Genomic DNA, 21,351 nt, shown 5'->3' with positions numbered 1-21,351 from the left:
GGGCGACTATCATACCGGCAAACCTTTCGCGGCCATATCACGCAATCTACGGTTGCTATAGCTAACCGCTATATAGGCGTGAGAGACGCTTCCCCGGGCGAGCACGCGCAGTTCAGGCTCCAGCGTATGACGTTGGCTCTACAGCGGCCTCGTGGGAGCGGGCTTGCCCCGCGATATGCGCCGGCAGGCGCATGCACAAGCGCAGGCCGTGCTTGCCATTCTCCGCCCACAAGGTACCGCCCTGGCGCTGGATGGCGCCGCGCGCGATGCTCAGGCCCAGGCCAAAGCCCCCATCCCCGGGCCGCGATCCGTCCAGGCGCGAGAAAGGCGCGAAGATCCGCTCCAGATCGTCCTCGGCCACACCGCCGCCTTGATCTTCCAGCCAGATCCGCCAGTGATTGCCCTCACGCTTTGCGCCGAGGCTGATCAAGCCCTGTTCAGGCGAATGACGAATGGCATTGCGCAGCATGTTCTCGAAGGCCTGGGCCAAGTGATTGAGGTTGCCCTGCACCCAGCAGTTTGCCGGCACCTCGCAGCGCAGCCGCGACGGGCTCCAGCCACTCTCGTAGCAGGCATCCTCAGCCAGCATGTCCCACAACGCCTGGAGCTGGATCGGCTCAAGGTTCATCGGCGCCCGCTCGGCGTCCTGCCAGGCCAGTTGCAGCGTGTCCTCGACCAGTTGCTGCATGCAGTCCACTTCTCGGGTCAGGCGCTCGCGCAGACGCTCAAGGTCGTTCTCCCCATCGCAGGCGACGCGCAGACGGCTCAGCGGAGTACGCATCTCATGGGACAAATCGCGTAGCAGTTGCTGCTGCAGGGCGACCGTACCCTGCAAGCGTTCGGCCATCTGGTCGAATGCCCGGGCCAACTCGCCCAACTCGTCATGCCGGCCAGTGGTGCGCGAGTCGAGACGTGCCGAGAGCTGATCGGCGCGCCAGGCATTGGCCTGTTCGCGCAGCTGGTTCAGCGGCACGATCAGCATGCGATACAGACCCACGCACAAGAGCAAGGTGAACAGACCCGGAATCACGCCATTGGTCACGACCTGCCAGAGCAGACGGTACTTGCCGGGATTGAGCCGCTCGGGCAACTCGATGACCAACATGCCCTGCTCGGGCAGGGTGGGAAACGCCAAGCGCACCCAGGGCTGATCGACACTGCGCCGGCTCATGGGCCAGTCGACGCCGCGCAAGCGGGTCATGCGCTGGCGCTCGGCGGTGACCAGCGGCGTGCTGCTCAGTGATTGCAGGTCGGCGTCGAGCACACCGACCCAGCCTGGTTCGCGCTGGTGCATCTCGGCCAGCCAGCGATCGACCCCAGCCTGGCCGCCTTCGCGCCAGGCCCGCTCGGCCTCGGCGGCATAGCCACGCAGCTCTTGGCGGGCCGATTCGGAGAGAAACGCATTCTGGGTTTCCATGTGCCGGCCCCAGGTGTAGCTCAGGCCGATCATCAACAGGCAGAAGCCCACCAGCAGAATCGCCAGCCGCCAGAACAACGAGTGTCGGTCAAGCATGATCAGTCGGCCTCACCGGCACTGAGCACGTAGCCCTTGCCCCAAACGGTGCGAATCTGCTGATCGTGATAACCCACGCTCTTGAGCTTGCGGCGGATCTGGCTGACATGCATGTCCAGGCTGCGATCGTGACGCGAGTAGCCGCGCTGGAGCACCTGCTGATAAAGGAAGGGCTTGCTGAGCACCTCGTCCTGGCTGCGCTTGAGGGTATCGAGCAGGCGGTATTCGCTGGGGGTAAGCCCGGCCCATTGACCATTCAGGCAGACGTCGCTGGCGGCCTCGTCGAACTGCAATTGACCCGGCTCGACCTGCGGCTGGACCTTGCGCCGGCGCTCAAGATCGACCCGGCGCAGGATCGCCTCGATGCGCACCTGCAATTCGGCCATGCTGAACGGCTTGGGCAGGTAGTCGTCGGCACCGCGCTGGAAGCCTGTGATGCGATCGGCCTCGGCACCGAGCGCCGACATCAGGATCACCGGCGTCGTGCTGCGCCTGCGCAGCTGGGCGAGCGCGTCCAGGCCATTGAGGCCAGGCAGCAGGATGTCCATGAGCACGACATCGAACACCTGGCGGCCTGCCCTTTCCAAACCTTCCTGGCCATTGCGGCACCAGGTCACCTGGAAGCCGCCACGCTGCAACTCCTCATGCAGGTAGGCGCCAAGGACTGGGTCGTCCTCGATGGCGAGAATGTTCGAATTGTGAATGGCTACAGGATTCATTGGCTTCTGACATTTATTCTCAGTTGCGCGATTATTGGCCATGTGGCCGGGCCAGGCAACCCAATTGCGACCGGTGAGGTGATGAGGCCAGCGCAGGCGACAAAAATCGTCTGCAATGAGTGCATTAGCGCCAGACCCGGAGTAACGTTCCGAGATTATTCCGTCCCGCTCGGCGACGGCCGCAAGGCACATCACAGGAGGCGAGTGTGCTCGATCGTTTGGGAATCAGAAGCCGGGTGCTGTTGCTGGCCTTGTTGCCGGCCAGCCTGATGGCACTGGTGCTGGGCAGCTATTTCACCTGGTTGCAGCAGAACGAGCTGCGCAGCCAATTGCTGCAGCGCGGCAAGATGATCGCCGAACAGCTGGCGCCGCTGGCCGCACCGGCGATGGCCCAGCACACCGCGCCGCAGCTCGAACGCATCGCGGCCCAGGCGCTGGAGCAGGCCGACGTGCGCGCCGTGGCGTTCCTCGCGCCCGACCGCTCGCGCCTGGCCCACGCCGGCCCGAGCATGCTCAATCAGCCGCCCAGCGGCGGCACTGGTACCCAACTGCTGCAACGCAGTGGCAACGATGCCACGCGCTACCTGATGCCGGTGTTCGGTCATCATCGCGACCTGGCTACCGATGCCATCCCCGCCGAGGCCGAGCGACTGCTCGGCTGGGTCGAGATCGAGCTGTCCCACGACGGCACCTTGCTGCGCGGCTATCGCAACCTGTTCACCAGCGTACTGTTGATCCTGGGCTGCCTGATCCTGACGGCCCTGCTCGCCCTGCGCATGAGCCGCACGATCAACGACCCGATCAGCCGCATCAAGCAAGCGGTCACCCAACTCAAGGACGGCAACCTCGAAGCGCGGCTGCCGGCCATGGGCAGCCACGAGCTGGACGAGTTGGCTGCCGGCATCAACCGCATGGCCGAAACCCTGCACAACGCCCACGAAGAGCTGCAGCACAGCATCGACCAGGCCACCGAAGATGTGCGCCAGAACCTTGAGACCATCGAGATCCAGAACATCGAGCTGGACATGGCGCGCAAGGAGGCCCTGGAAGCCAGCCGGATCAAGTCCGAGTTCCTCGCCAACATGAGCCATGAGATCCGCACCCCGCTCAATGGCATCCTCGGTTTTACCCACCTGCTGCAAAAGAGCGAGTTGGCGCCGCGCCAGCTCGATTACCTGAGCACGATCGAGAAATCGGCCGACAACCTGCTGGGGATCATCAACGAGATCCTCGACTTCTCCAAGATCGAGGCCGGCAAGCTGGTGCTCGACAGCATCCCGTTCAACCTGCGCGACCTGATCCAGGACACCCTGACCATCCTCGCCCCAGCGGCCCACGCCAAGCAGCTGGAGTTGCTCAGCCTGGTCTATCGCGACACGCCGTTGTCGTTGGTCGGCGACCCGCTGCGGCTCAAGCAGATCCTCACCAACCTGGTCAGCAACGCTATCAAGTTCACCCGTGAGGGCACTATCGTCGTGCGCGCCATGCTCGAAGACGAGCAAGAAGACAGCGTGCAACTGCGCATCAGCGTGCAAGACACCGGCATCGGCCTGTCGCCGCAAGATGTGCGCACCCTGTTCCAGGCCTTCAGCCAGGCCGATAACTCGCTATCGCGCCAGCCCGGCGGCACCGGCCTGGGGCTGGTGATCTCCAAGCGCTTGATCGAGCAAATGGGCGGCGAGATCGGCGTCGACAGCACGCCGGGAGAAGGCTCGCAGTTCTGGATCAGCCTGAACCTGCCCAAGGCCCACGACGATGCCGAAGACTTGCCGCTGCAACCCTTGCTCGGGCGACGCGCGGCAATCGTCGACGGCCACGAACTGGCGCGCCAGGCTCTTGAGCACCAACTGGAAGATTGCGGCTTGAGCGTGAGTCTGTTCGCCTCCTTCGATCAGTTGCTGCAAGGCGTTCAGGCGGCGCACCTGGCTGGCCAGCCGTTCGAGTTCGCCGTGCTCGGGGCCAACCTGGGCAACCTGTCGCCGGAACAACTCGCCCAGTACCACCAACAACTGGAGCGCCTGGATTGCCAGTGCGTGGTGCTGTGCCCAACCACCGAACAGGCGCTGTACCACCCTTACCTGCCCAACGCACATGGTCAGCTGCTGTCCAAGCCGACCTGTACGCGCAAGCTGCGCCGGCTGCTGGTAGAGCTGATTCAGCCACGTCGGCAAACCAGCGAAGTCCGGGTTGCCGGCAGCCAGCGGGTGCCGAAGATCCTCTGCGTCGACGACAACCCGGCCAACCTGTTGTTGGTGCAGACCCTGCTCGAAGACCTCGGCGCCGAGGTGCTGGCGGTCGACAATGGTTTTGCGGCGGTTCAAGCGGTGCAGGATGAGCCGTTCGACCTGGTGCTGATGGATGTGCAGATGCCTGGTATGGACGGGCGCGCCTGCACCGAGCAGATCCGCCTGTGGGAAAACAGCCAGAGCGGTAACCCGCTGCCGATCGTCGCGCTCACCGCGCATGCCATGGCCAATGAAAAACGCGCCCTGCTGCACAGCGGCATGGACGATTACCTGACCAAGCCGATCAGTGAACGGCAACTGGGCCAGGTGGTGATGAAATGGACCGGGCTGAACCTGGGCACCCCGCAGCAGGAACGCATCACCGAGCGCCTGCCGGACAGCAGCGAGCTGAAGGTGCTCGACCCGGAAGAAGGCTTGCGCCTGGCCGCGGGCAAGCCGGACTTGGCAGCGGACATGCTGAGCATGCTGCTGGAGTCGCTGGAGGCTGATCGCCAGGCGATTCGCAGCGCACGTGAAGCGGGTGACCGTGAGGCGATGATCGAGCGGGTACACCGCTTGAATGGCGCATCGCGCTACTGTGGAGTGCCGCAGTTGCGGGCGGCGTGCCAGCGTAGCGAGACCCTGCTCAAGCAGGATAATCCCCAGGCCTTGCAGGCGCTGGATGAGCTGGATCAGGCGATCAGCCGGTTGGCCGAACAGGCGCAGCAGAGTGCTTGAGTGCGGTTACTGATGCTCCCACTGGCTTCTCGACATCTCGGACCCTGTGGGAGCGGGCTTGCCCGCGAATAGGCCGGTACTGACTGAGCCTCTCTTGGCACCGATCAAAGTCCGCCAAGCCAATCGGGCTAAACTCACCTCGCCTCATTGCCAAGGAATCCGCCATGCGCACTCTGTTGTTCAGCAGCCAGCACTACGACCAGGAAAGCTTCACCCGCGCCAGCACCGACAACAACCTTGAACTGCACTTCCAGTCGGCCCGCCTGACCCTGGACACCGCCGCCTTGGCCAGCGGCTTCGAGGTGGTCTGCGCCTTCATCAACGACGAACTGGACCAGCCGGTGCTGGAGCGCCTGGCCGCCGGCGGCACGCGCCTGATCGCCCTGCGCTCGGCGGGCTACAACCACGTCGACCTGGCCGCCGCCAAACGCCTGGGGCTGACCGTGGTACGGGTGCCGGCCTACTCGCCGCATGCGGTGGCCGAGCACGCGGTGGCGCTGATCATGGCCCTCAACCGCCGCCTGCATCGCGCCTACAACCGCACCCGCGAAGGCGACTTCACCCTGCACGGGCTGACCGGCTTCGACCTGCATGGCAAAACCGTCGGGGTGGTCGGCACCGGCCAGATCGGCGTGGCCTTCGCCCGCATCATGGCCGGCTTTGGCTGCCAGCTGCTGGCCTACGACCCCTACCCCAACCCCGACATGCTGGCCTTGGGTGCACGCTACCTGGAGCTACCTGAGTTGCTGCGCCAGTCGCGGATCGTCAGCCTGCACTGCCCGCTGACCGAGCACACCCGCCACCTGATCAACGCCCACAGCCTGGCAGCGCTGCAACCGGGCGCGATGTTGATCAATACCGGTCGCGGTGCGCTGGTCGACACCCCAGCCCTGATCGATGCGCTCAAGAGCGGCCAACTCGGCTACCTGGGTTTGGACGTGTATGAAGAAGAAGCCCAGCTGTTCTTCGAGGACCGCTCCGACTTGCCCCTGCAAGATGATGTGCTGGCCCGGCTGCTGACCTTCCCCAACGTGATCATTACCGCCCACCAGGCGTTCCTGACCCGTGAGGCGCTGGATGCGATCGCTGCGACCACCCTGGAAAATATCATCCGCTGGGTGGCAGGCAATCCGCAGAATCTGGTCGAGGGTTGATGCTAGGATACGCGGCATTTCTGGAGGACCCATGGTCGAGCACGATTTCCGCTACACCCTATTCAACCCGCAACACACCCTGATCGAATGCCGCGCGCTGGTGCCGGGTCGCTATCAGGTGACCGGCAATGGCGGATCGATCCAGAAGGACGACGTCCTGCTGGTCACCCTCAAAGGCAGCAAGGACTTGTCCATGCGCCTGACCGTGGAAAGCGTACGCCACCTGATCAACCCGCGCGGCCAGTGGGTCGCGGTGGCCAGCGGCCCGGCGTTCAAAGAGCTGGAGATCCTCAACTGGCAGGTCAAGTGCGACAGCTGCCAAGCCGTGCTCGACTTCGAGTTCGCCGTCGACGGCAAGCTGGGTAACAAGGCGCACAAGCCGGCCGCCAGTGCCCGCGTCGCTGAATTGGGCTGGATCAGCAAGGGTGACAAGCACCTGTGCCCACACTGCCAGGAGAGCGCTCAGTGAAAAACATGCTGACCGGCGTGCTGATTGCCACCGGCCTGCTGGGCTGCGCTGCGCAGCCGTCGAAGTTGCAACAAGAGCAGAGCTATGTGCTTGAGTGGATTGGCGAACGCCCGCTGATCGATTACAGCCACCTGACCCTGACCTTGGCCGAAGACGGCCGCGCCTATGGCAATGGCGGCTGCAACCACTGGTTTGCGCCGTATACGCTTGAGGGTGAGCGGATCAGCTTCGGCAAGGTCGGCAAGACCCGCAAGCTGTGCGCGCCGGCGTTGATGGAGCAGGAGAAGCGTTTCCTCGAGGCGCTGGAGACGGTGCAGCGTTGGGATGTTTCGGCGATCGAACAGATTCGGTTCTGGCCGGCCCAAGGCAAACCGTTGCGGTTCTGGCCTGAAGAAGGCTGATCACCTCTGTTGGGGCCCCTCTGCGGCCCTTCGCGGCGGGTCAGCGCCCCGACAAGTTCGCTCCCACAGAGTGTGTACCGGGTACAAGCGCGGTCCCTGTGGGAGCGGGCTTGCCCGCGAAGGGCTGCAAAGCAGCCCCAGGTATCAAGTCAACATCATTAGGCGCCTTTGAGGGCCTTGATCTTCTCCTGCAGCCCTTCCAGGGTCTGCTCGCCCATCAGTTGCTCACGGACCTTGCCTTTGTCATCGATGATGTAGGTCACCGGCAACGCCTCGCTACGCGGCAGCTCATAACGCTCTGCCGGATCCTGGGCCAGTACCGTGAAGCCAATCCCGAGGGTCTCGGCAGCTTGCTTGAGCTCCTGCCCTTGCAGGCCATCGAAGTTCACCCCGACCACCTTGATGCCCTGGCTGTCCCACTGCTTGGCCGCAGCGTTCAACTCAGGGATTTCAGTACGGCACGGCCCGCACCATTCGGCCCAGTAATTGAGCACCAGCCAGTGCCCCTCGATCTGTTCAGCCTTTACCGTATTGCCGTGCTGGTCCACGCCGTAGTCCGCACCGCAACCGCCGAGCAACAGGCTCGCAGTGATGGCCAGTGCAGCTGCCAAACGCTTTGCCATGGGTCAATCCTTCTCGAAGTTTTCTAAACCTGTAATTCAGTCGCTGCGGTTAGAATAGCCGCCACACCCTGCTGGATGCGACCCGTCATGACTGATCTGACTCTCTATCATAACCCGCGCTGCTCGAAATCCCGCGGCGCCTTGGAGCTGCTCGAAGCGCGCGGCCTCAGCCCGACCATCGTGCGCTACCTGGAAACCCCGCCCGATGCGGCGACCCTCAAGGCATTGCTGGGCAAGCTGGGCATCGCCCCGCGCCAGCTGCTGCGCACCGGTGAAGACGAATACAAGACCCTGGAGCTGGCCAACCCGGCGCTCAGCGACCAACAGTTGATCGAAGCCATGACACAACACCCGAAACTGATCGAGCGGCCGATTCTGGTGGTCGGCGACCAGGCGATCATCGGTCGCCCACCCGAGAAGGTGCTGGAGATCCTGCCGTGAGCGATCCATTCATCCTGGTGCTGTATTACAGCCGCCATGGCTCGACCAGCGAGATGGCCCGGCACATTGCCCGCGGCGTCGAGATGGCCGGCCTGGAAGCGCGCCTGCGCACCGTGCCGGCGATCTCCACCGAATGCGAGGCAGTGGCCCCGGATATCCCCGCCAGCGGTGCGTTGTACGCCACCCTCGACGACCTGCGCCACTGCGCCGGGCTGGTCCTGGGCAGCCCGACCCGCTTCGGCAACATGGCCGCGCCGCTCAAGTACTTCCTCGATGGCACCAGCAGCCTGTGGCTGGGCGGTGAGCTGGTCGGCAAGCCGGCGGCGGTGTTCACCTCCACCGCCAGCCTGCACGGCGGCCAGGAGACCACCCTGCTGTCGATGATGCTGCCGCTGATGCACCACGGCATGCTGGTCATGGGCCTGCCCTACAGCGAGTCGGCGCTGCTCGAGACCCGTGGTGGCGGCACCCCGTACGGGGCGAGCCATCATGCCGGGGCAGATGGCAAGCGCGAGCTGGACAGCCATGAGATCGCCCTGTGCCGCGCGCTCGGCCAACGCCTGGCGAGCACCGCCAAGGCTTTGGGTGGTGAACGTGGCTAGGAAGCCCAAGGTGCTGCCAGCGCTTGAGTGGTTGAGCCCGCGCCTGCGCTTGACGCGGGCGCTGAGCCTGGGCTGTTTCTTCGGCCTGATCGTCCTGCTGGTGATCAATAACCTGTGGTTCGCCAACCTGCATGGGGCGCGGGTCGAGGTCATCCTGGCGATCGAGCTGATCCCGCTGCTGCTGTTGCTGCCGGGGATGCTGATGGGCAGCGCCCGGGCGCATGCCTGGACCTGCTTTGTGGTGAACATCTACTTCATCAAGGGCGTGTTGGCGGCGTTCGATCCGGCGCGCGCGGTGTTTGGCTGGATCGAGGTGCTGGTGAGCTTGGGGCTGTTTGTTAGCGGGCTGCTGTTTGTGCGCTGGAAGTTTCAGCATGAGCGCAGGCTGGCCGGCGAAGGAAACTAGAACAAGCTATGTGGACTGCGTGGACTGCGTAGGCTACGTGGGAGCGGGCTTGCCCCGCGATAGCGAGGCTGAGGCCGACATCGCTATCGCGGGGCAAGCCCGCTCCCACGCAGCTCGCTCCCAGGCAGTTCGCTCCCACGCAGTCCGCTCCCACGCCCCTTCCGACAAGGGGCCGCCGACGAGGGGCCGAATCAGTGGTTGACTGTGTGCGCCAGCATCACCGAGAGCTGACACAGCGGCCGGCCACTCTCGGCATGCCACTGATTGAACAGCTCCTGCACCAACGCCCGATCGCGCTGGCTGGTCGGCGCCTTGTCGATGATGCCCTGGGCAATCAACGCCGCCGCCATGTCATCGGTTGGAATGAAGGTGTCCTTGCCGACCATACGCAAGAAGCGCGGCGCCGACAGTCCACCGAGCTGGTTGCCATGCTTGGCCAGGTACTTCCACAAGCCCACGATATCAGTCACCGGCCAGTCGGCGATGAACGCACCGAAACTGCCCTTTTGCTGCTCGATATCCAGAATCATCTGGGCATTGCGCGGCACGCTCTTGAGCTTGCCCAGGTGGCGGATGATCCGCTCATCCTGCATCAGCCGCTCCAGATGCTCGGCGCCCATCAGCACCACTTTCTCAGGATCGAAACCGAAGAACACCTGCTCGAAGGCCGGCCACTTGGCGTCCACCAGGCTGTGCTTGAGGCCCGCGCGAAACACCCGCAGCGACAGGGTCGATAGGTAGCGGTCATCGCCGATATCGCGTAACTGCGCCGGGGTTTTCGGCCGCGGCAGGAAGGCTTCGAGGGCCTTGGCCGAGCCGAAGCGGTTCAGGCAGTACTCATGCAGCCACTGATAATCGCGCATGGGCTCAGATGTTCAGCACGTCAAGGAAGCGCGGCGCGGCGTTTTCGTCGATCTTCAGGCTGTTGAAGTCGAACAGGTTGCGGTCGGCCAACTGCGACGGGGCAACGTTCTGCATGGCGCGGAAGATGCTCTCGGTACGCCCCGGGTGCTTGCGCTCCCACTCCACCAGCATCTCCTTGACCACCTGGCGCTGCAGGTTTTCCTGCGAGCCGCAGAGGTTGCACGGGATGATCGGGAACTCTTTCATGTCCGAGTAGGCCTGGATGTCCTTCTCGTGGCAGTAGGCCAGCGGGCGGATCACCACGTTACGGCCGTCATCGGCACGCAGCTTGGGCGGCATGCCCTTGAGCGCGCCGTTGAAGAACATGTTGAGGAAGAAGGTTTCGACGATGTCATCGCGGTGGTGACCGAGGGCCATCTTGGTCGCGCCGATCTCGTCGGCGAAGGTGTACAAGGTGCCACGGCGCAGGCGCGAGCACAGCGAGCAGGTCGTCTTGCCCTCGGGCACCAGCTCCTTGACCACCGAGTAGGTGTCCTTCTCGACGATGTGGTACTCGACCCCCAGTTCCTTGAGGTAGGCCGGCAACACATGCTCGGGGAAGCCTGGCTGCTTCTGGTCCATGTTCACCGCGACGATCTCGAACTTGATCGGCGCCACCTTCTGCAGGTGCAGCAGAACATCGAGCATGGTGTAGCTGTCCTTGCCGCCAGACAGGCAGACCATGACCTTGTCGCCATCCTCGATCATGTTGTAGTCGGTGATGGCTTCGCCAGCGAGACGACGCAGGCGTTTTTGCAGTTTGTTCTGGTTGACCGAGAGGGTGCCCATAGCGCTTGAATCCGCGAGGTGTGACAAAAGCCGGCTATTTTACGCACAAACCGCACGTGGGCGTAGGGCCTGGGCACAATTAACGGCCGTATTCCGATCAAAGACTGCAAGGGAATCAGCAAGCCGTTTAACAGCGCAATTTGCTCTAAAAAGCAGGTATTAAGCGGGGATCTGCTTCCTATACTGCGACATAAGGCCACATTACCGCATGCATCGGTGCCTGGCCTCGGGCCGCAAGCGCTCCACTTGGGGGGCGTTTGGCAACGACGATAGGAGTGACCCGCATGATCCATCACGTTCTGGGGCTGTTTACCCATCCCGATCAGGAGTGGAAGGAGATTCGTGGCGAGGACGAAACCATCAGCCACATGTACCTGACCCACACGCTGATACTGGCGGCGATCCCCGCGGTCTCGGCATTTATCGGCACTACCCAGGTGGGCTGGGTGATCGGTAATCGACCGGCAGTGATGCTGACCATGGAAAGCGCGCTGTGGATGAGCGTGATGTCCTACCTGGCCATGCTAGCCGGGGTGGCGGTGATGGGCGCCTTCATTCACTGGATGGCGCGCACCTACGATGCCACGCCGTCCATGGCCCAATGCATCGCCTTTGCCACCTACACCGCCACCCCGCTGTTCATCGGCGGCCTGGCGGCGCTCTACCCACACCTATGGCTGGGCATGCTGGTCGGCACAGCGGCCATTTGCTACACGGTTTACCTGTTGTATGTGGGCTTGCCGACGTTCATGAACATCCCGTCAGATGAAGGCTTCCTGTTCTCCAGCTCGGTGCTGGCAGTGGGCCTGGTGGTGTTGGTGGCAATCATGGCCGCCACCGTGATCATCTGGGGCTTGGGCGTGGGGCCTGTGTATACCAACTAGATCCAAACCAACACTGGGGCATCAAGTCACGGGCCGCCGCAAGGCGGCCTTTGGCTGCCTGCTGACCGGTGGCTCGGCAGGCCAAAGGTGGTTACGGCATAATGCCCGGCTCAGGAGACTATTCACCGCCATGCCCGAGTTGCTCGAATCCCGCGTCGAAACCTGCTATCAGCAAGCCGAAGCCTTCTTCAAGCGCCCCTTTGCCCGCCCGCAGGTCAGCTTCAAGCTGCGCGGCCAGAAAGCCGGGGTTGCCCACCTGCATGAGAACCTGCTGCGCTTCAACCTGCAGCTGTACCGCGACAACCAGGAAGACTTCCTGCGCCAGACGGTGGCCCATGAAGTGGCCCACCTGGTGGCGCATCAGCTGTTTGGCGACAGCATCCAGCCGCATGGCGAGGAGTGGCAGCTGATCATGCGTGGGGTGTACGAGCTGCCGCCCAATCGCTGCCATAACTATGAAGTGAAGCGGCGCACGGCTACGCGCTACATCTATCAGTGCCCTTGCCCGCAGAGTGATTTTCCGTTCAGTGCGCAGCGCCACAAGCTGGTGCGCCAGGGGCGGCGTTATCTGTGTCGGCGCTGCCGGCAGATTCTGGTGTACAGCGGCCAGACGCGCGTCGAATAGAGGGTTATCGCCCCCACGCAGCTCTTGTGCCGCTCGTCCTGCGTGGCAGCGGGCTTGCCCCGCGATGAGGCCGACGCTGCATCACAAATCCCAGCGACAAAAAAGGCGACCCGAAGGTCGCCTTTGTGCTTACGCCTGAATCAGCGAGCTGGGCCTTCAGCCACGCCCAGGTCGTCAGTCGGACGGGTGTCTTCCAGCGGCGAACCACCGGAAGCCAGTTCGGCTTGCAGCTTGTCTTCGTCCAGCTCCTTGACCCACTTGGCCACGACGATGGTAGCCACGCCGTTACCAATCAGGTTGGTCAGCGCACGCGCCTCGGACATGAAGCGGTCGATGCCGAGGATCAGCGCCAGGCCGGCAACCGGCAGATGGCCGACAGCCGACAGGGTCGCAGCCAGGACGATAAAGCCCGAACCGGTAACGCCAGCAGCACCTTTGGACGCGACCAGCAGCACCAGCAGCAGGGTGATCTGGTGGGTGATGTCCATGGTGGTGTCAGTGGCCTGGGCGATGAACACCGCAGCCATGGTCAGGTAGATCGAGGTACCGTCGAGGTTGAACGAGTAGCCAGTCGGGATGACCAGGCCAACCACGGATTTCTTCGCACCCAGACGCTCCATCTTGGCCAGCATGCGCGGCAGGGCAGATTCCGAGGAAGAGGTACCCAGCACGATCATCAGCTCTTCACGGATGTAGCGGATCAGCTTGAGCACGCTGAAGCCGTGGGCGCGGCAGATACCGCCGAGCACGATCAGGATGAACGCCAGGCAGGTGACGTAGAAGCAGGCCATCAGGTAGCCCAGCTGCACCAGCGAACCGACGCCGTATTGGCCGATGGTGAAGGCCATGGCACCGAAGGCACCGATCGGGGCCAGCTTCATGATCATGTTGATGATGTTGAACATGACATGGGCGAAGCGGTCGATCAGGTCCAGCACCGGCTTGCCGTAGCTACCCAGGCGGTGCAGGGCGAAGCCAAAGATCACCGAGAACATCAGCACTTGCAGGATGTCGCCGTTGGCGAAGGCACCGACCACAGTGTTAGGGATGATGTTGAGCAGGAAGCCGACGGTGGTCTGCTGCGCGCCGGCGGCGGCATAGGCGGCCACGCTGCTGGCGTTCAGGGTGCTGACGTCAATGTGCATGCCAGCGCCTGGCTTGACCACGTTGACCACGACCAGGCCGATGATCAGGGCGATGGTGGAGACGATTTCGAAGTACAGGAGCGCGTAGCCGCCGGTCTTGCCGACCGATTTCATGCTCTGCATGCCAGCGATGCCGCTGACCACGGTACAGAAGATGATCGGGGCGATGACCATTTTGATCAGTTTGACGAACCCGTCACCCAGGGGTTTGAGCGCGACGCCGGTTTCAGGGTAGTAGTGACCGAGCAGAATACCGATGGTGATGGCAACCAACACCTGGATATACAGGGATTTGTACAGCGGCTGACGTGTCGTCATGGCTAATTTTCCTCAAGTGTGCCGGTTTCCACCCTTCCCAGGGCGGGGGCACCTGAATCGCTAACCCTCCTGCACCTGGAGGGATTTGTCGTTGTGTTCGAGCCGCCTGGGCAGGTCTCTGCCAAGTCAATAGCAAGGGCGATGCCAAAATGCCCGGATTGGGTGCAGGAGCCGGATTTGAAGGGTTTGCTTGCCCAATGAGGGGGCAATGGCGGGGGGAATCGCTGGCGGATTTCCGCCCGGTGGCGGGAATTGAACAGGGTCGATGGCGGGAATCCGCCCGGAGTGTGCCCTGCTGGCCTCATCGCGGGACGAGCCCGCTCCTACAAGATTAGCGGTGACCTTGTAGGAGCGGGTTTGCCCCGCGATGAGGTCGGTACTGACGAAGCACTTAATCGAGGTTGAAGATGATCCGGAACGCCGCGCCGCCCAGTGGCGAATCATCCAGGCTTAGGTGCGCGTCATAGCTGTCGATGATGTCCTTGACCACCGCCAGGCCGATGCCCTGCCCCGGATGCTGGCGATCCAACCGCTCACCGCGCTGCAGAATCCGCTCGCGCTGATCCGCCGGCACCCCTGGCCCATCATCCTCGACGCACAACACCAGGTGGCCGGGCGTTTCCTGCAGGCTCACCCGCACCTGCCCCAGGCATAGCCGATAGGCATTCTCCAACAGGTTGCCAAGCAACTCGAGCAAAGCGCCCTGTTCCATCGGCACTTGGGCGTGCTCTGGGACATCCACGTCGATGGCCACGCGCTTGTCGCGATAGACCTTGGCCAATGTGCTGCACAGGCTGTCGAGCAGCGGTTTGAGCTGCACCCGGTGGCGCACCAGGCCGCTCTTGCGCAAGCTGGCGCGCTGCAATTGATAGTCGATCTGCTGGCTCATGCGCTCGATCTGGCTCTGCAGCACCCGCGCCTGCTCACGCTCGCCACTGCCCTGGCCCATGCTTTCGCCTACCCCTTGCAGCACTGCCAGCGGCGTTTTCAGGCTGTGCGCCAGGTCATCGAGCGAATCGCGGTAGCGCTGGCGCTGCTCGCGCTCGCTGTGCAGCAGGCGGTTGAGCGAGCCCGTCAGGCGCAGCAGCTCACGTGGGTGCTCGCGACTCAGGCCGTCGCGGGCGCCGGTTTCCACTTCGTCGAGCTCAAGGCTGAGCCTGCGCAACGAGCGCAGCCCCCAGGTCAGGCCGGCCCAGAGCAGCACCATCAGCGCCAGCAAGGCTGCGCCAAAGCCCAGATAGAGTTTCTCACGCAGGCCATTGATGGTGTCTTGGTACTCACGCACCGGCTGCAGGGCGACGATACTGTAGGCGGCGTTCTTGCCGCCGAGCAGCTTGACCTCGACGTCATAGACGAAGAACTCCTCACCGTCGTCCTGGCGGATCCGCGCGAACTCGTTGCCGCGCCCATCGTAGCGGGGGTGATAATTGATATTGCGGTCGGTGGTGGCCCGCGAGCGCCAAACTTGATTGCCCTGGCGATCGAAGATGTAGCCCATCAGGCCGGTATAAGGGAGGTTGTAGCGCTCATCCGGCAGCAGCTCGGGCATCTGCAATTGGCCATGCTCGATGCGCGCTGCGGAAATCAGCGTGGTGACGTCGGAGGCCAGGCGCTGCTCGATCGACTCTTGCAGCGCCATGCTGAAGGCTTTTTGCAGGGCCGGCAGCAGCGCCAACATAAACAGCAAGGCAAGCAGCGCCGCCGCCAGCATCAGGCGCACGCGCAGCGAGCGAATCATCGGCAGCGCTCGGTGAACAGGTAACCCAGGCCGCGCACGGTGTCGATCGGCTTGAAGCCATGCTCACCTTCGAGCTTGCGGCGCAGACGGCCAACCAGCACTTCGATGACATTCGGATCACGCTCCTCGTCATCGGGATAGAGCTGCTCCATCAAGCGATCCTTGGCGACCACCTGCTGGTGATGACGCATGAGGTATTCCAGGATGCGGTATTCGTAGGCGGTCAGCGCCAGCGGCTGCTCGTCCAGGGTCGCCTGCTTGCGGTTGAGGTCGAGCACCAGCGGGCCGGCGGCAATGGTCGACTGGGTGAAACCACTGGAGCGGCGCAGCAGGGCATTGAGGCGGGCCTCCAGCTCTTCGAACTGGAAGGGCTTGACCACGTAGTCGTCGGCCCCGGCGGCCAGCCCCTCGACTTTGTCCTGCCAGTTGCCGCGCGCGGTAAGGATGAGGATCGGGAAGCTCTTGCCCTGGTTGCGCAACTGGCGGATCAGGTCCAGCCCACTCATGCCGGGCAAGCCCAGGTCGACCACTGCCAAGTCGAAGTGGTACTCCTCGACCTGATACAGGGCTTCCTCGGCGTTGGCGACCGCCTGGACCACATGGCCCGTTTCGCTCAGGCGCGTGAACAGGTGGTGACGCAGCAGCGCCTCGTCCTCGACCACCAGCAGTTTCATGCAGCTCTCCTTCCTCTATTTACTGGCCTCATCGCGGGACGAGCCCGCTCCTAGCGCAACGGTGTGCGTCGATACCTGAGCGGGCTTGCCCCGCGATGAAGCCTGAACTGACGAAAAGCATAACAGCGAACCGGCCCCTTCAGCGGGCCGGTCCGGCTTAGCCATCACCTCAGAACTTGTAGTTGGCCGACAGGTAGGTCTGGGCGCTGCTGGTCAGGCGCAGGGTGCCGACCTTTGGACCGCCATGTTCGACCAGCTCGGTGCTGGCGTTGCTGCGCAGGTAACGGTAGCCCAGCTCGACCGAGGCGTTGTCGGTGATGTCCTGGATCACACCGGCCTGCAGGCCGACAGCGTAGCCATAGTCGGTATCGCGACCGTAGCCGGAGGACTCCTGGGACAGCTTGGTCATGCCCAGGCTACCGCCGCCGAACAGTTTGGTGGTATCAGTCACGGGCAGGAACAGGTCGTAGCTGCCGAGCAGGTTTTCTTGGCGCAGCTTGAGGCCGCTATGGTCGTTGGACACATTGTCGTAGGTCAGGTAGTAGCGACCTTGGTCGTTGATCTTACCGACCCGCACGCCCCAGGTGCCGTCCTTGCTGATGATGCCATCGGCGTTGAGATGGTCGGTGTTGCGGTCGAGCAGGCCGGACTTGCGGATCTTGTCGCTGGTCTGGCCGTAGGTGAGGCTGGCGAAGGTGTCGTCGGCCTGGGCGCTGACGGTGAAGCCTGCGGCGCAAACGGCCATGGCAGCGATCAGGGTATTGAGTGTTTTCATAGCTTCGTACTCCAGTTGGATGCGCTGTTTCTGTCTGGAAGCTAGAGTAAGCAGGACGCCCTGAACCGCTGCTGAACCCAGGCTGAACCTTCGCTGAACGAGTCGCACCGATTGTCGAAACGCCATGTCCAAAGGAGCTACGACCATGCGTTTTCTGCTTGCCCTGATCCTGATGTGCAGCGCCGCTGTTACCCAAGCGGCCGTGCAAACCCGCGAGATCGCTTACCAGGACGCCGACGGCAACCGTCTGGTGGGTTACTACGCCTACGATGACGCCATCGAGGGCAAGCGCCCCGGCATCGTCGTGGTGCATGAATGGTGGGGGCTGAACGACTACGCCAAGCGCCGTGCCCGCGACCTTGCTGGGCTGGGCTACAACGCGTTGGCGATCGATATGTACGGCGATGGCAAGAACACCGAACACCCGGCTGACGCCAAGGCGTTCATGGCCGCCGCCCTGAAGGATCCCAAGGCAGCTGCCGCACGCTTCGATGCAGGTCTTGAGCTCTTGAAGATCCAGCCCAACATTAATAAGCATCAACTGGGCGCGGTGGGTTACTGCTTCGGTGGCAAAGTGGTGCTCGATGCCGCCCGCCGTGGGGTAAAGCTTGATGGCGTGGTGAGCTTCCATGGCGCGCTGGTGACGCAGGAACCCGCCAAGCCTGGGGTTATCAGGGCGAAGATCCTGGTGGAGCACGGTGACGCTGACAGCATGATCACACCCGAGCAGGTCGCGGCGTTCAAACAAGAGATGGCGGCGGCCGGGGCTGATATGAAGTTCGTCGGCATTGCCGGGGCCAAGCATGGCTTTACCAATCCGGATGCTGACCGCTTGAGCCATGGCGGGCATGGCGGGCCGGACATCGGCTATGACAAGGCGGCGGACGAGAGCTCTTGGGCGGATATGCAGGCGTTCTTCAAGACTGCGTTTGATTGACTATCGCCGGGGCCGCTTGGCGGCCCATCGCAGGCAAGCCAGTTCCTACAGGGTGCATTGAGCCTGCCAACGGCGGCATAGCGGCCCCTGACACATGACTCATCGGCTGGCACAATATCGGCCATGAACAGACTCCCCGCCTGCTGCGCCCCACTCCAGCACCACTGGCCCCTGCCCCATCCGGTCCCCGGTGCGCAGCTGGTCAGCTGTGCCTTCGACCCCGCCAAGCTTGCCGCCGATGACTTTCAGCGCGCAGGCATCGAACAGAGCGCCAGCTTGCAGCGTTCGGTGGCCAAGCGTCGGGCTGAATACCTGGCGGGCCGCGTCTGCGCTCGGGCCGCGTTGCAGCAACTGGACGGTCGCGACTATGTACCCGGCAGCCATGAAGACCGCTCTCCGATCTGGCCAACCGGCATTCATGGCTCGATCACCCACGGCAAGGGGTGGGCCGCTGCGGTCGTGGCCGCCGATGGCCGCTGCAAGGGCCTGGGTCTGGATCAGGAAAGCCTGCTGGACGATGAGCGTGCCGAGCGCCTGGCCCAGGAGATCCTGACGCCTGCCGAGCTCGAACGTTTGGACCGCAGCCAGTTTGGCCTGACTGTGACGTTGACCTTCTCGCTCAAAGAGAGCCTGTTCAAGACCCTCTACCCACTCACTAAACAACGCTTCTACTTCGAACACGCCGAAGTGCTCGAATGGTCCGCCGACGGCCTGGCCCGGCTTCGCCTGCTCACTGACTTGTCGCCAGCATGGCAGCAGGGGCTCGAGATCGACGGGCAGTTCTGCATCAAGGACGGCCACCTGCTGAGTTTGATCAGCGTCTAGCCCTCAGGACGGCGCCTGTGCCCGTGGCCAACTGAGGCTGAAACACGCACCGCCCAAGCCTTCGCTACGCCCGACCATGGCCCGCCCGCCGTGCCAGTAAATGATTCGTCGCACGATCGACAGCCCCAGGCCGTGGCCGCCCGAGGCACGCGTGCGGCTGTCGTCCAGGCGGGTGAAGGGGGTAAAAATGCGGTCCCAGACGCCTTCGGGAATGCCTGGGCCGTCGTCTTCGACATCGATCCGGCAACGCTGCTGGCCAATCTGATAGCTCAGGCGCACCTCGGACTCGGCATGGCGCATGGCGTTGCCGACCAGGTTCTGCAAGGCGCGGTGCAGATAGCGCGGTTCCGCCTCGACCCAGGCGCCCGCCCCTTCCAGTCCCTGGCATACGCCACGGCTAACGCGTACCTCGGCGCGCAGGGGCGCCAACTCGGCGATCACCCGGTCGAGCAAGGCGTCGAGGTCGACGGCCTGGAATTTCAGTGCCGGTGCGCCCTGTTCCAGGCGAGCGTAGGTCAACATCTCGTCGACCAGCTTGTCGAGGTCTTGAATGTCGCTGTCCATGCCCGCCAGATGCTTGGCCCGGGCTTGTTCACTGTTGGCGGTTTCGATCATCTCCAGGCCAAAACGCAGGCGCGCCACCGGTGTGCGCAGCTCATGCGAAACGGCACGCACCAACTCCCGCTGCATGCTCAGCGAACGCTGCAGGTGCTCGGCCATGCCATTGAACGCTGCCGCCAGACGCCCGACCGAGTCCGCATCGCCCGCTGGCACGCGGGTATCCAGACTGCCCTGGGCAATACGCGTGGCGGCATTCTCCAGGCCCGAAACCCGCCGTTCCAACTGGCGCACCAGCAGGTACACGACCAAGCCGATCAGGCACAGGCCAAGGAAGGCGATAAGGATCAACAACTGCGGTGGATAGAGGTTGAGCTGATACAGCGGGCCGATCTCCAGCACCCAGGGCGAGCCAGGCAGGCCAGCAAACACCCGAATCGAGTCGCCATCCTTACCCAACGCCATCACCGTGTCGCCCTCCTCCACCCGCCGCCGCTGGTCGTCGTCCAGGCCCACGCGCTCCAAGCGCTGCAGGGCGACGTCAAAACCAAAGCCCTTGCTCTGGCGCAGCTCGGCCAGGCGTCGCTGTTGCTCGGTGACCGGATAACGCACCAGTTCATCGGCCAACAGGTACAGCGTGGCTCGCGCCAATTGCTCGCTGACCTGCTGGACCTGGGCTTCGAGCAACACGTCTTCGCGGCCGACCCGACGCAATACTCGCGCCGCATGCGGGCCAGTCTTCTCCACCACCACCAGGTCACGGTAAAGACGCGCTCGCTGGCCGCCGTCGAGGGTCAACGCGCTCATCGGTTGCAGGTCCAGCGGCACACCGAGCAGCCGCTCCCAGATCACCAGCGAACGCTTGCGCTCGACGTCGTTCTGCAGCGCCAGGTTGTCGGCCATCAAACTGAAAGTGCCCTGGGCCAGGCGCTCGCGGTGCTGTTCGGCGCGCACCTGATTGACCAGGTGCAGGCTGAGCACGCCAAGCACCGCGACCAGCACCAGGACGGCGAGCATGCCGCCATAGATACGCAGGAAGATCGAGTTCATCAGGCCTGGGCCGCCTCGGCGACGAATAGATAGCCCTTGCTGCGCAGGGTCTTGATCAGCCGCGGGTGAATCGGATCATCGCCGATCTTGGGGCGAATCTTGGAAATACGCACATCGATGGAGCGGTCCTGGCCGTCGTAGCCGACGCCGCGCAGGGAGGTGAAGATCTGTTCGCGCGAGAGCACCCGCCCTGCGTGGCTGGCCAGCAGCCAGAGCAAGTCGAATTCGGCGCCGGTCAGGTCGATCGGTTGTTCGTTGAGCCAGGCCTCGCGCAGGCTGCTGTCGATCCGCAGGGCACCGAATTGCAACTCCTGGCGCTTGCCATCCAGGCTGTCGCTGCGGCGCAACAGGGCATTGATACGCGCCAGCAACAAGCGGGGGCGCACCGGTTTGCACACATAGTCGTCGGCCCCCAGGTCCAGGCCTTGGACCTGATCGAGCTCGTCGCTACGGGCGGTGAGCATGAGAATCGGCCCGGGGTATTGGCCGCGCACCCGGCGGCAGATGCTCAGGCCATCTTCGCCGGGCAGCATCAGGTCGAGGATCACCAGGTCCGGCTGGCTGTCGAGAATGCGCCGCACTGCGCGCGCGCCATCGCCTTCCACTGCCACCTCGAAACCGTTGGCCTGCAGGTATTCGGCGGTGAGCTCAGCGAGGCGCTGGTCGTCCTCGACAATCAGGATGCGGTTGCAGGGCTGGTCCATGGCCTTCCTCTGTGTTGTTCTAGTTATCTGCTGTAGGGTGTTGCCTGGGCGGGCCTCATCGCGGGGCAAGCCCGCTCCCACGCTGAGATACGTTTGCGCGCGAGCCACTACAGTGTCCCTGCCGTTCACCAAAAG

Annotated in this window: 21 protein-coding genes and 1 pseudogene; 11 read left to right on the top strand and 11 right to left on the bottom strand. The window is 63.5% G+C overall.

What is annotated here, in order from left to right; all coding sequences use genetic code 11:
- Positions 1 to 112: 112 nt before the first annotated feature.
- Both ACF8K2_RS16770 and ACF8K2_RS16765 read right to left on the bottom strand, forming a co-directional pair.
- Entirely contained in the window at positions 113 to 1,513 is a 1,401-nt protein-coding gene (locus ACF8K2_RS16770; protein ID WP_392466146.1) for a sensor histidine kinase, read from the bottom strand.
- A 2-nt stretch (positions 1,514 to 1,515) separates the two neighbouring features.
- Positions 1,516 to 2,232 carry a response regulator transcription factor gene (locus tag ACF8K2_RS16765; RefSeq protein WP_186554642.1) on the bottom strand — a complete coding sequence of 239 codons (717 nt, stop codon included), beginning with the start codon at positions 2,230 to 2,232 and terminating at the stop codon, positions 1,516 to 1,518.
- A 206-nt stretch (positions 2,233 to 2,438) separates the two neighbouring features.
- On the opposite strand from ACF8K2_RS16765, the gene ACF8K2_RS16760 reads away from it, so the two are divergent.
- The 4 genes from ACF8K2_RS16760 to ACF8K2_RS16745 all read left to right on the top strand — a co-directional run bounded on the left by ACF8K2_RS16760 (position 2,439) and on the right by ACF8K2_RS16745 (position 7,219).
- Positions 2,439 to 5,195, top strand: coding sequence for a response regulator (locus ACF8K2_RS16760; protein ID WP_186554641.1), 2,757 nt, complete (start codon positions 2,439 to 2,441; stop codon positions 5,193 to 5,195).
- A 164-nt stretch (positions 5,196 to 5,359) separates the two neighbouring features.
- Positions 5,360 to 6,349, top strand: a complete 990-nt coding sequence (locus ACF8K2_RS16755; RefSeq protein ID WP_186554640.1) for a 2-hydroxyacid dehydrogenase — start codon at positions 5,360 to 5,362, stop codon at positions 6,347 to 6,349.
- 31 nt (positions 6,350 to 6,380) lie between these two features.
- Positions 6,381 to 6,818, top strand: a complete 438-nt coding sequence (locus tag ACF8K2_RS16750) for a hypothetical protein (protein WP_392466141.1) — start codon at positions 6,381 to 6,383, stop codon at positions 6,816 to 6,818.
- The gene (locus tag ACF8K2_RS16745) at positions 6,815 to 7,219 is read left to right on the top strand and encodes an META domain-containing protein (RefSeq protein ID WP_186554638.1); all 405 of its coding nucleotides are present in this window, start codon (positions 6,815 to 6,817) and stop codon (positions 7,217 to 7,219) included. Before ACF8K2_RS16750 ends, ACF8K2_RS16745 begins: the two co-directional genes overlap by 4 nt.
- 158 nt (positions 7,220 to 7,377) lie before the next feature.
- Here ACF8K2_RS16745 and ACF8K2_RS16740 read toward each other — a convergent pair whose 3' ends face one another.
- The gene (locus tag ACF8K2_RS16740; protein ID WP_392466139.1) at positions 7,378 to 7,842 is read right to left on the bottom strand and encodes a TlpA disulfide reductase family protein; all 465 of its coding nucleotides are present in this window, start codon (positions 7,840 to 7,842) and stop codon (positions 7,378 to 7,380) included.
- Positions 7,843 to 7,929: 87 nt separating this feature from the next.
- Between ACF8K2_RS16740 and arsC the strand changes: the two genes are divergently transcribed.
- From arsC to ACF8K2_RS16725, 3 genes are read left to right on the top strand one after another with little or no spacing between them, the layout of a single operon-like run.
- Positions 7,930 to 8,283, top strand: coding sequence for an arsenate reductase (glutaredoxin) (gene arsC, locus ACF8K2_RS16735; protein ID WP_392466137.1), 354 nt, complete (start codon positions 7,930 to 7,932; stop codon positions 8,281 to 8,283).
- A complete protein-coding gene (gene wrbA / locus ACF8K2_RS16730) occupies positions 8,280 to 8,885 on the top strand; it encodes an NAD(P)H:quinone oxidoreductase (protein WP_186554635.1) in 606 nt (201 codons plus the stop codon). Before arsC ends, wrbA begins: the two co-directional genes overlap by 4 nt.
- Positions 8,878 to 9,291 (top strand): DUF2069 domain-containing protein, encoded by a 414-nt coding sequence (locus tag ACF8K2_RS16725; protein ID WP_186554634.1) that lies wholly within the window; start codon positions 8,878 to 8,880, stop codon positions 9,289 to 9,291. The genes wrbA and ACF8K2_RS16725 overlap by 8 nt, the downstream gene beginning before the upstream one ends.
- A gap of 191 nt (positions 9,292 to 9,482) precedes the next feature.
- On the opposite strand, the gene ACF8K2_RS16720 is transcribed toward ACF8K2_RS16725, so the two are convergent.
- Both ACF8K2_RS16720 and ttcA read right to left on the bottom strand, forming a co-directional pair.
- Positions 9,483 to 10,154: a DNA-3-methyladenine glycosylase I gene (locus ACF8K2_RS16720; protein WP_186554633.1), complete on the bottom strand. Its 672-nt coding sequence runs from the start codon at positions 10,152 to 10,154 to the stop codon at positions 9,483 to 9,485.
- Between the two features lie 4 nt (positions 10,155 to 10,158).
- A complete protein-coding gene (ttcA, locus tag ACF8K2_RS16715) occupies positions 10,159 to 10,983 on the bottom strand; it encodes a tRNA 2-thiocytidine(32) synthetase TtcA (protein ID WP_186554632.1) in 825 nt (274 codons plus the stop codon).
- 284 nt (positions 10,984 to 11,267) lie between these two features.
- Between ttcA and ACF8K2_RS16710 the strand changes: the two genes are divergently transcribed.
- Both ACF8K2_RS16710 and ACF8K2_RS16705 read left to right on the top strand, forming a co-directional pair.
- The gene (locus ACF8K2_RS16710; protein ID WP_186554631.1) at positions 11,268 to 11,867 is read left to right on the top strand and encodes a Yip1 family protein; all 600 of its coding nucleotides are present in this window, start codon (positions 11,268 to 11,270) and stop codon (positions 11,865 to 11,867) included.
- A gap of 127 nt (positions 11,868 to 11,994) precedes the next feature.
- Positions 11,995 to 12,492, top strand: a pseudogene (locus tag ACF8K2_RS16705) (SprT family zinc-dependent metalloprotease); the annotation flags it as partial.
- A 140-nt stretch (positions 12,493 to 12,632) separates the two neighbouring features.
- Here the strand turns inward: ACF8K2_RS16705 and ACF8K2_RS16700 are convergent.
- The 4 genes from ACF8K2_RS16700 to ACF8K2_RS16685 all read right to left on the bottom strand — a co-directional run bounded on the left by ACF8K2_RS16700 (position 12,633) and on the right by ACF8K2_RS16685 (position 17,142).
- Positions 12,633 to 13,955, bottom strand: coding sequence for a dicarboxylate/amino acid:cation symporter (locus ACF8K2_RS16700; protein ID WP_186554629.1), 1,323 nt, complete (start codon positions 13,953 to 13,955; stop codon positions 12,633 to 12,635).
- Positions 13,956 to 14,346: 391 nt separating this feature from the next.
- A complete protein-coding gene (locus ACF8K2_RS16695) occupies positions 14,347 to 15,693 on the bottom strand; it encodes an ATP-binding protein (RefSeq protein WP_186554628.1) in 1,347 nt (448 codons plus the stop codon).
- The gene (locus tag ACF8K2_RS16690) at positions 15,690 to 16,367 is read right to left on the bottom strand and encodes a response regulator (protein ID WP_186554627.1); all 678 of its coding nucleotides are present in this window, start codon (positions 16,365 to 16,367) and stop codon (positions 15,690 to 15,692) included. The genes ACF8K2_RS16695 and ACF8K2_RS16690 overlap by 4 nt, the downstream gene beginning before the upstream one ends.
- Positions 16,368 to 16,536: 169 nt before the next feature.
- A complete protein-coding gene (locus ACF8K2_RS16685; protein WP_186554626.1) occupies positions 16,537 to 17,142 on the bottom strand; it encodes an outer membrane protein in 606 nt (201 codons plus the stop codon).
- 145 nt (positions 17,143 to 17,287) lie between these two features.
- Here ACF8K2_RS16685 and ACF8K2_RS16680 point away from each other — a divergent pair, with 145 nt between their 5' ends.
- A complete protein-coding gene (locus tag ACF8K2_RS16680; protein WP_392466130.1) occupies positions 17,288 to 18,079 on the top strand; it encodes a dienelactone hydrolase family protein in 792 nt (263 codons plus the stop codon).
- A 123-nt stretch (positions 18,080 to 18,202) separates the two neighbouring features.
- Positions 18,203 to 18,904, top strand: a complete 702-nt coding sequence (locus ACF8K2_RS16675; protein ID WP_186554624.1) for a 4'-phosphopantetheinyl transferase — start codon at positions 18,203 to 18,205, stop codon at positions 18,902 to 18,904.
- Between the two features lie 3 nt (positions 18,905 to 18,907).
- Here ACF8K2_RS16675 and ACF8K2_RS16670 read toward each other — a convergent pair whose 3' ends face one another.
- Positions 18,908 to 20,515, bottom strand: coding sequence for an ATP-binding protein (locus ACF8K2_RS16670; RefSeq protein ID WP_186554811.1), 1,608 nt, complete (start codon positions 20,513 to 20,515; stop codon positions 18,908 to 18,910).
- Positions 20,512 to 21,216: a response regulator transcription factor gene (locus ACF8K2_RS16665; protein ID WP_312154389.1), complete on the bottom strand. Its 705-nt coding sequence runs from the start codon at positions 21,214 to 21,216 to the stop codon at positions 20,512 to 20,514. The genes ACF8K2_RS16670 and ACF8K2_RS16665 overlap by 4 nt, the downstream gene beginning before the upstream one ends.
- Positions 21,217 to 21,351 lie beyond the last annotated feature (135 nt).

It is taken from the genome of Pseudomonas sp. xss_2 (genome assembly GCF_043104195.1).
Taxonomy (GTDB): Bacteria; Pseudomonadota; Gammaproteobacteria; order Pseudomonadales; family Pseudomonadaceae; genus Aquipseudomonas; species Aquipseudomonas urmiensis.
This window is presented reverse-complemented; position numbering and strand designations above follow the sequence as displayed.

Excerpts from the sequence above, each read along its gene's own strand:
- ACF8K2_RS16675 (WP_186554624.1), top strand. The coding sequence starts at position 18,203 with ATGAACAGACTCCCCGCCTGCTGCGCCCCACTCCAGCACCACTGGCCC.
- ACF8K2_RS16700 (WP_186554629.1), bottom strand. The coding sequence starts at position 13,955 with ATGACGACACGTCAGCCGCTGTACAAATCCCTGTATATCCAGGTGTTG.
- ACF8K2_RS16750 (WP_392466141.1), top strand. The coding sequence starts at position 6,381 with ATGGTCGAGCACGATTTCCGCTACACCCTATTCAACCCGCAACACACC.
- ACF8K2_RS16695 (WP_186554628.1), bottom strand. The coding sequence starts at position 15,693 with ATGATTCGCTCGCTGCGCGTGCGCCTGATGCTGGCGGCGGCGCTGCTT.
- arsC (WP_392466137.1), top strand. The coding sequence starts at position 7,930 with ATGACTGATCTGACTCTCTATCATAACCCGCGCTGCTCGAAATCCCGC.
- ACF8K2_RS16740 (WP_392466139.1), bottom strand. The coding sequence starts at position 7,842 with ATGGCAAAGCGTTTGGCAGCTGCACTGGCCATCACTGCGAGCCTGTTG.
- ACF8K2_RS16685 (WP_186554626.1), bottom strand. The coding sequence starts at position 17,142 with ATGAAAACACTCAATACCCTGATCGCTGCCATGGCCGTTTGCGCCGCA.
- ACF8K2_RS16665 (WP_312154389.1), bottom strand. The coding sequence starts at position 21,216 with ATGGACCAGCCCTGCAACCGCATCCTGATTGTCGAGGACGACCAGCGC.
- ACF8K2_RS16765 (WP_186554642.1), bottom strand. The coding sequence starts at position 2,232 with ATGAATCCTGTAGCCATTCACAATTCGAACATTCTCGCCATCGAGGAC.
- ACF8K2_RS16710 (WP_186554631.1), top strand. The coding sequence starts at position 11,268 with ATGATCCATCACGTTCTGGGGCTGTTTACCCATCCCGATCAGGAGTGG.
- ACF8K2_RS16720 (WP_186554633.1), bottom strand. The coding sequence starts at position 10,154 with ATGCGCGATTATCAGTGGCTGCATGAGTACTGCCTGAACCGCTTCGGC.
- ACF8K2_RS16690 (WP_186554627.1), bottom strand. The coding sequence starts at position 16,367 with ATGAAACTGCTGGTGGTCGAGGACGAGGCGCTGCTGCGTCACCACCTG.
- ACF8K2_RS16680 (WP_392466130.1), top strand. The coding sequence starts at position 17,288 with ATGCGTTTTCTGCTTGCCCTGATCCTGATGTGCAGCGCCGCTGTTACC.
- ACF8K2_RS16770 (WP_392466146.1), bottom strand. The coding sequence starts at position 1,513 with ATGCTTGACCGACACTCGTTGTTCTGGCGGCTGGCGATTCTGCTGGTG.
- ACF8K2_RS16755 (WP_186554640.1), top strand. The coding sequence starts at position 5,360 with ATGCGCACTCTGTTGTTCAGCAGCCAGCACTACGACCAGGAAAGCTTC.
- ttcA (WP_186554632.1), bottom strand. The coding sequence starts at position 10,983 with ATGGGCACCCTCTCGGTCAACCAGAACAAACTGCAAAAACGCCTGCGT.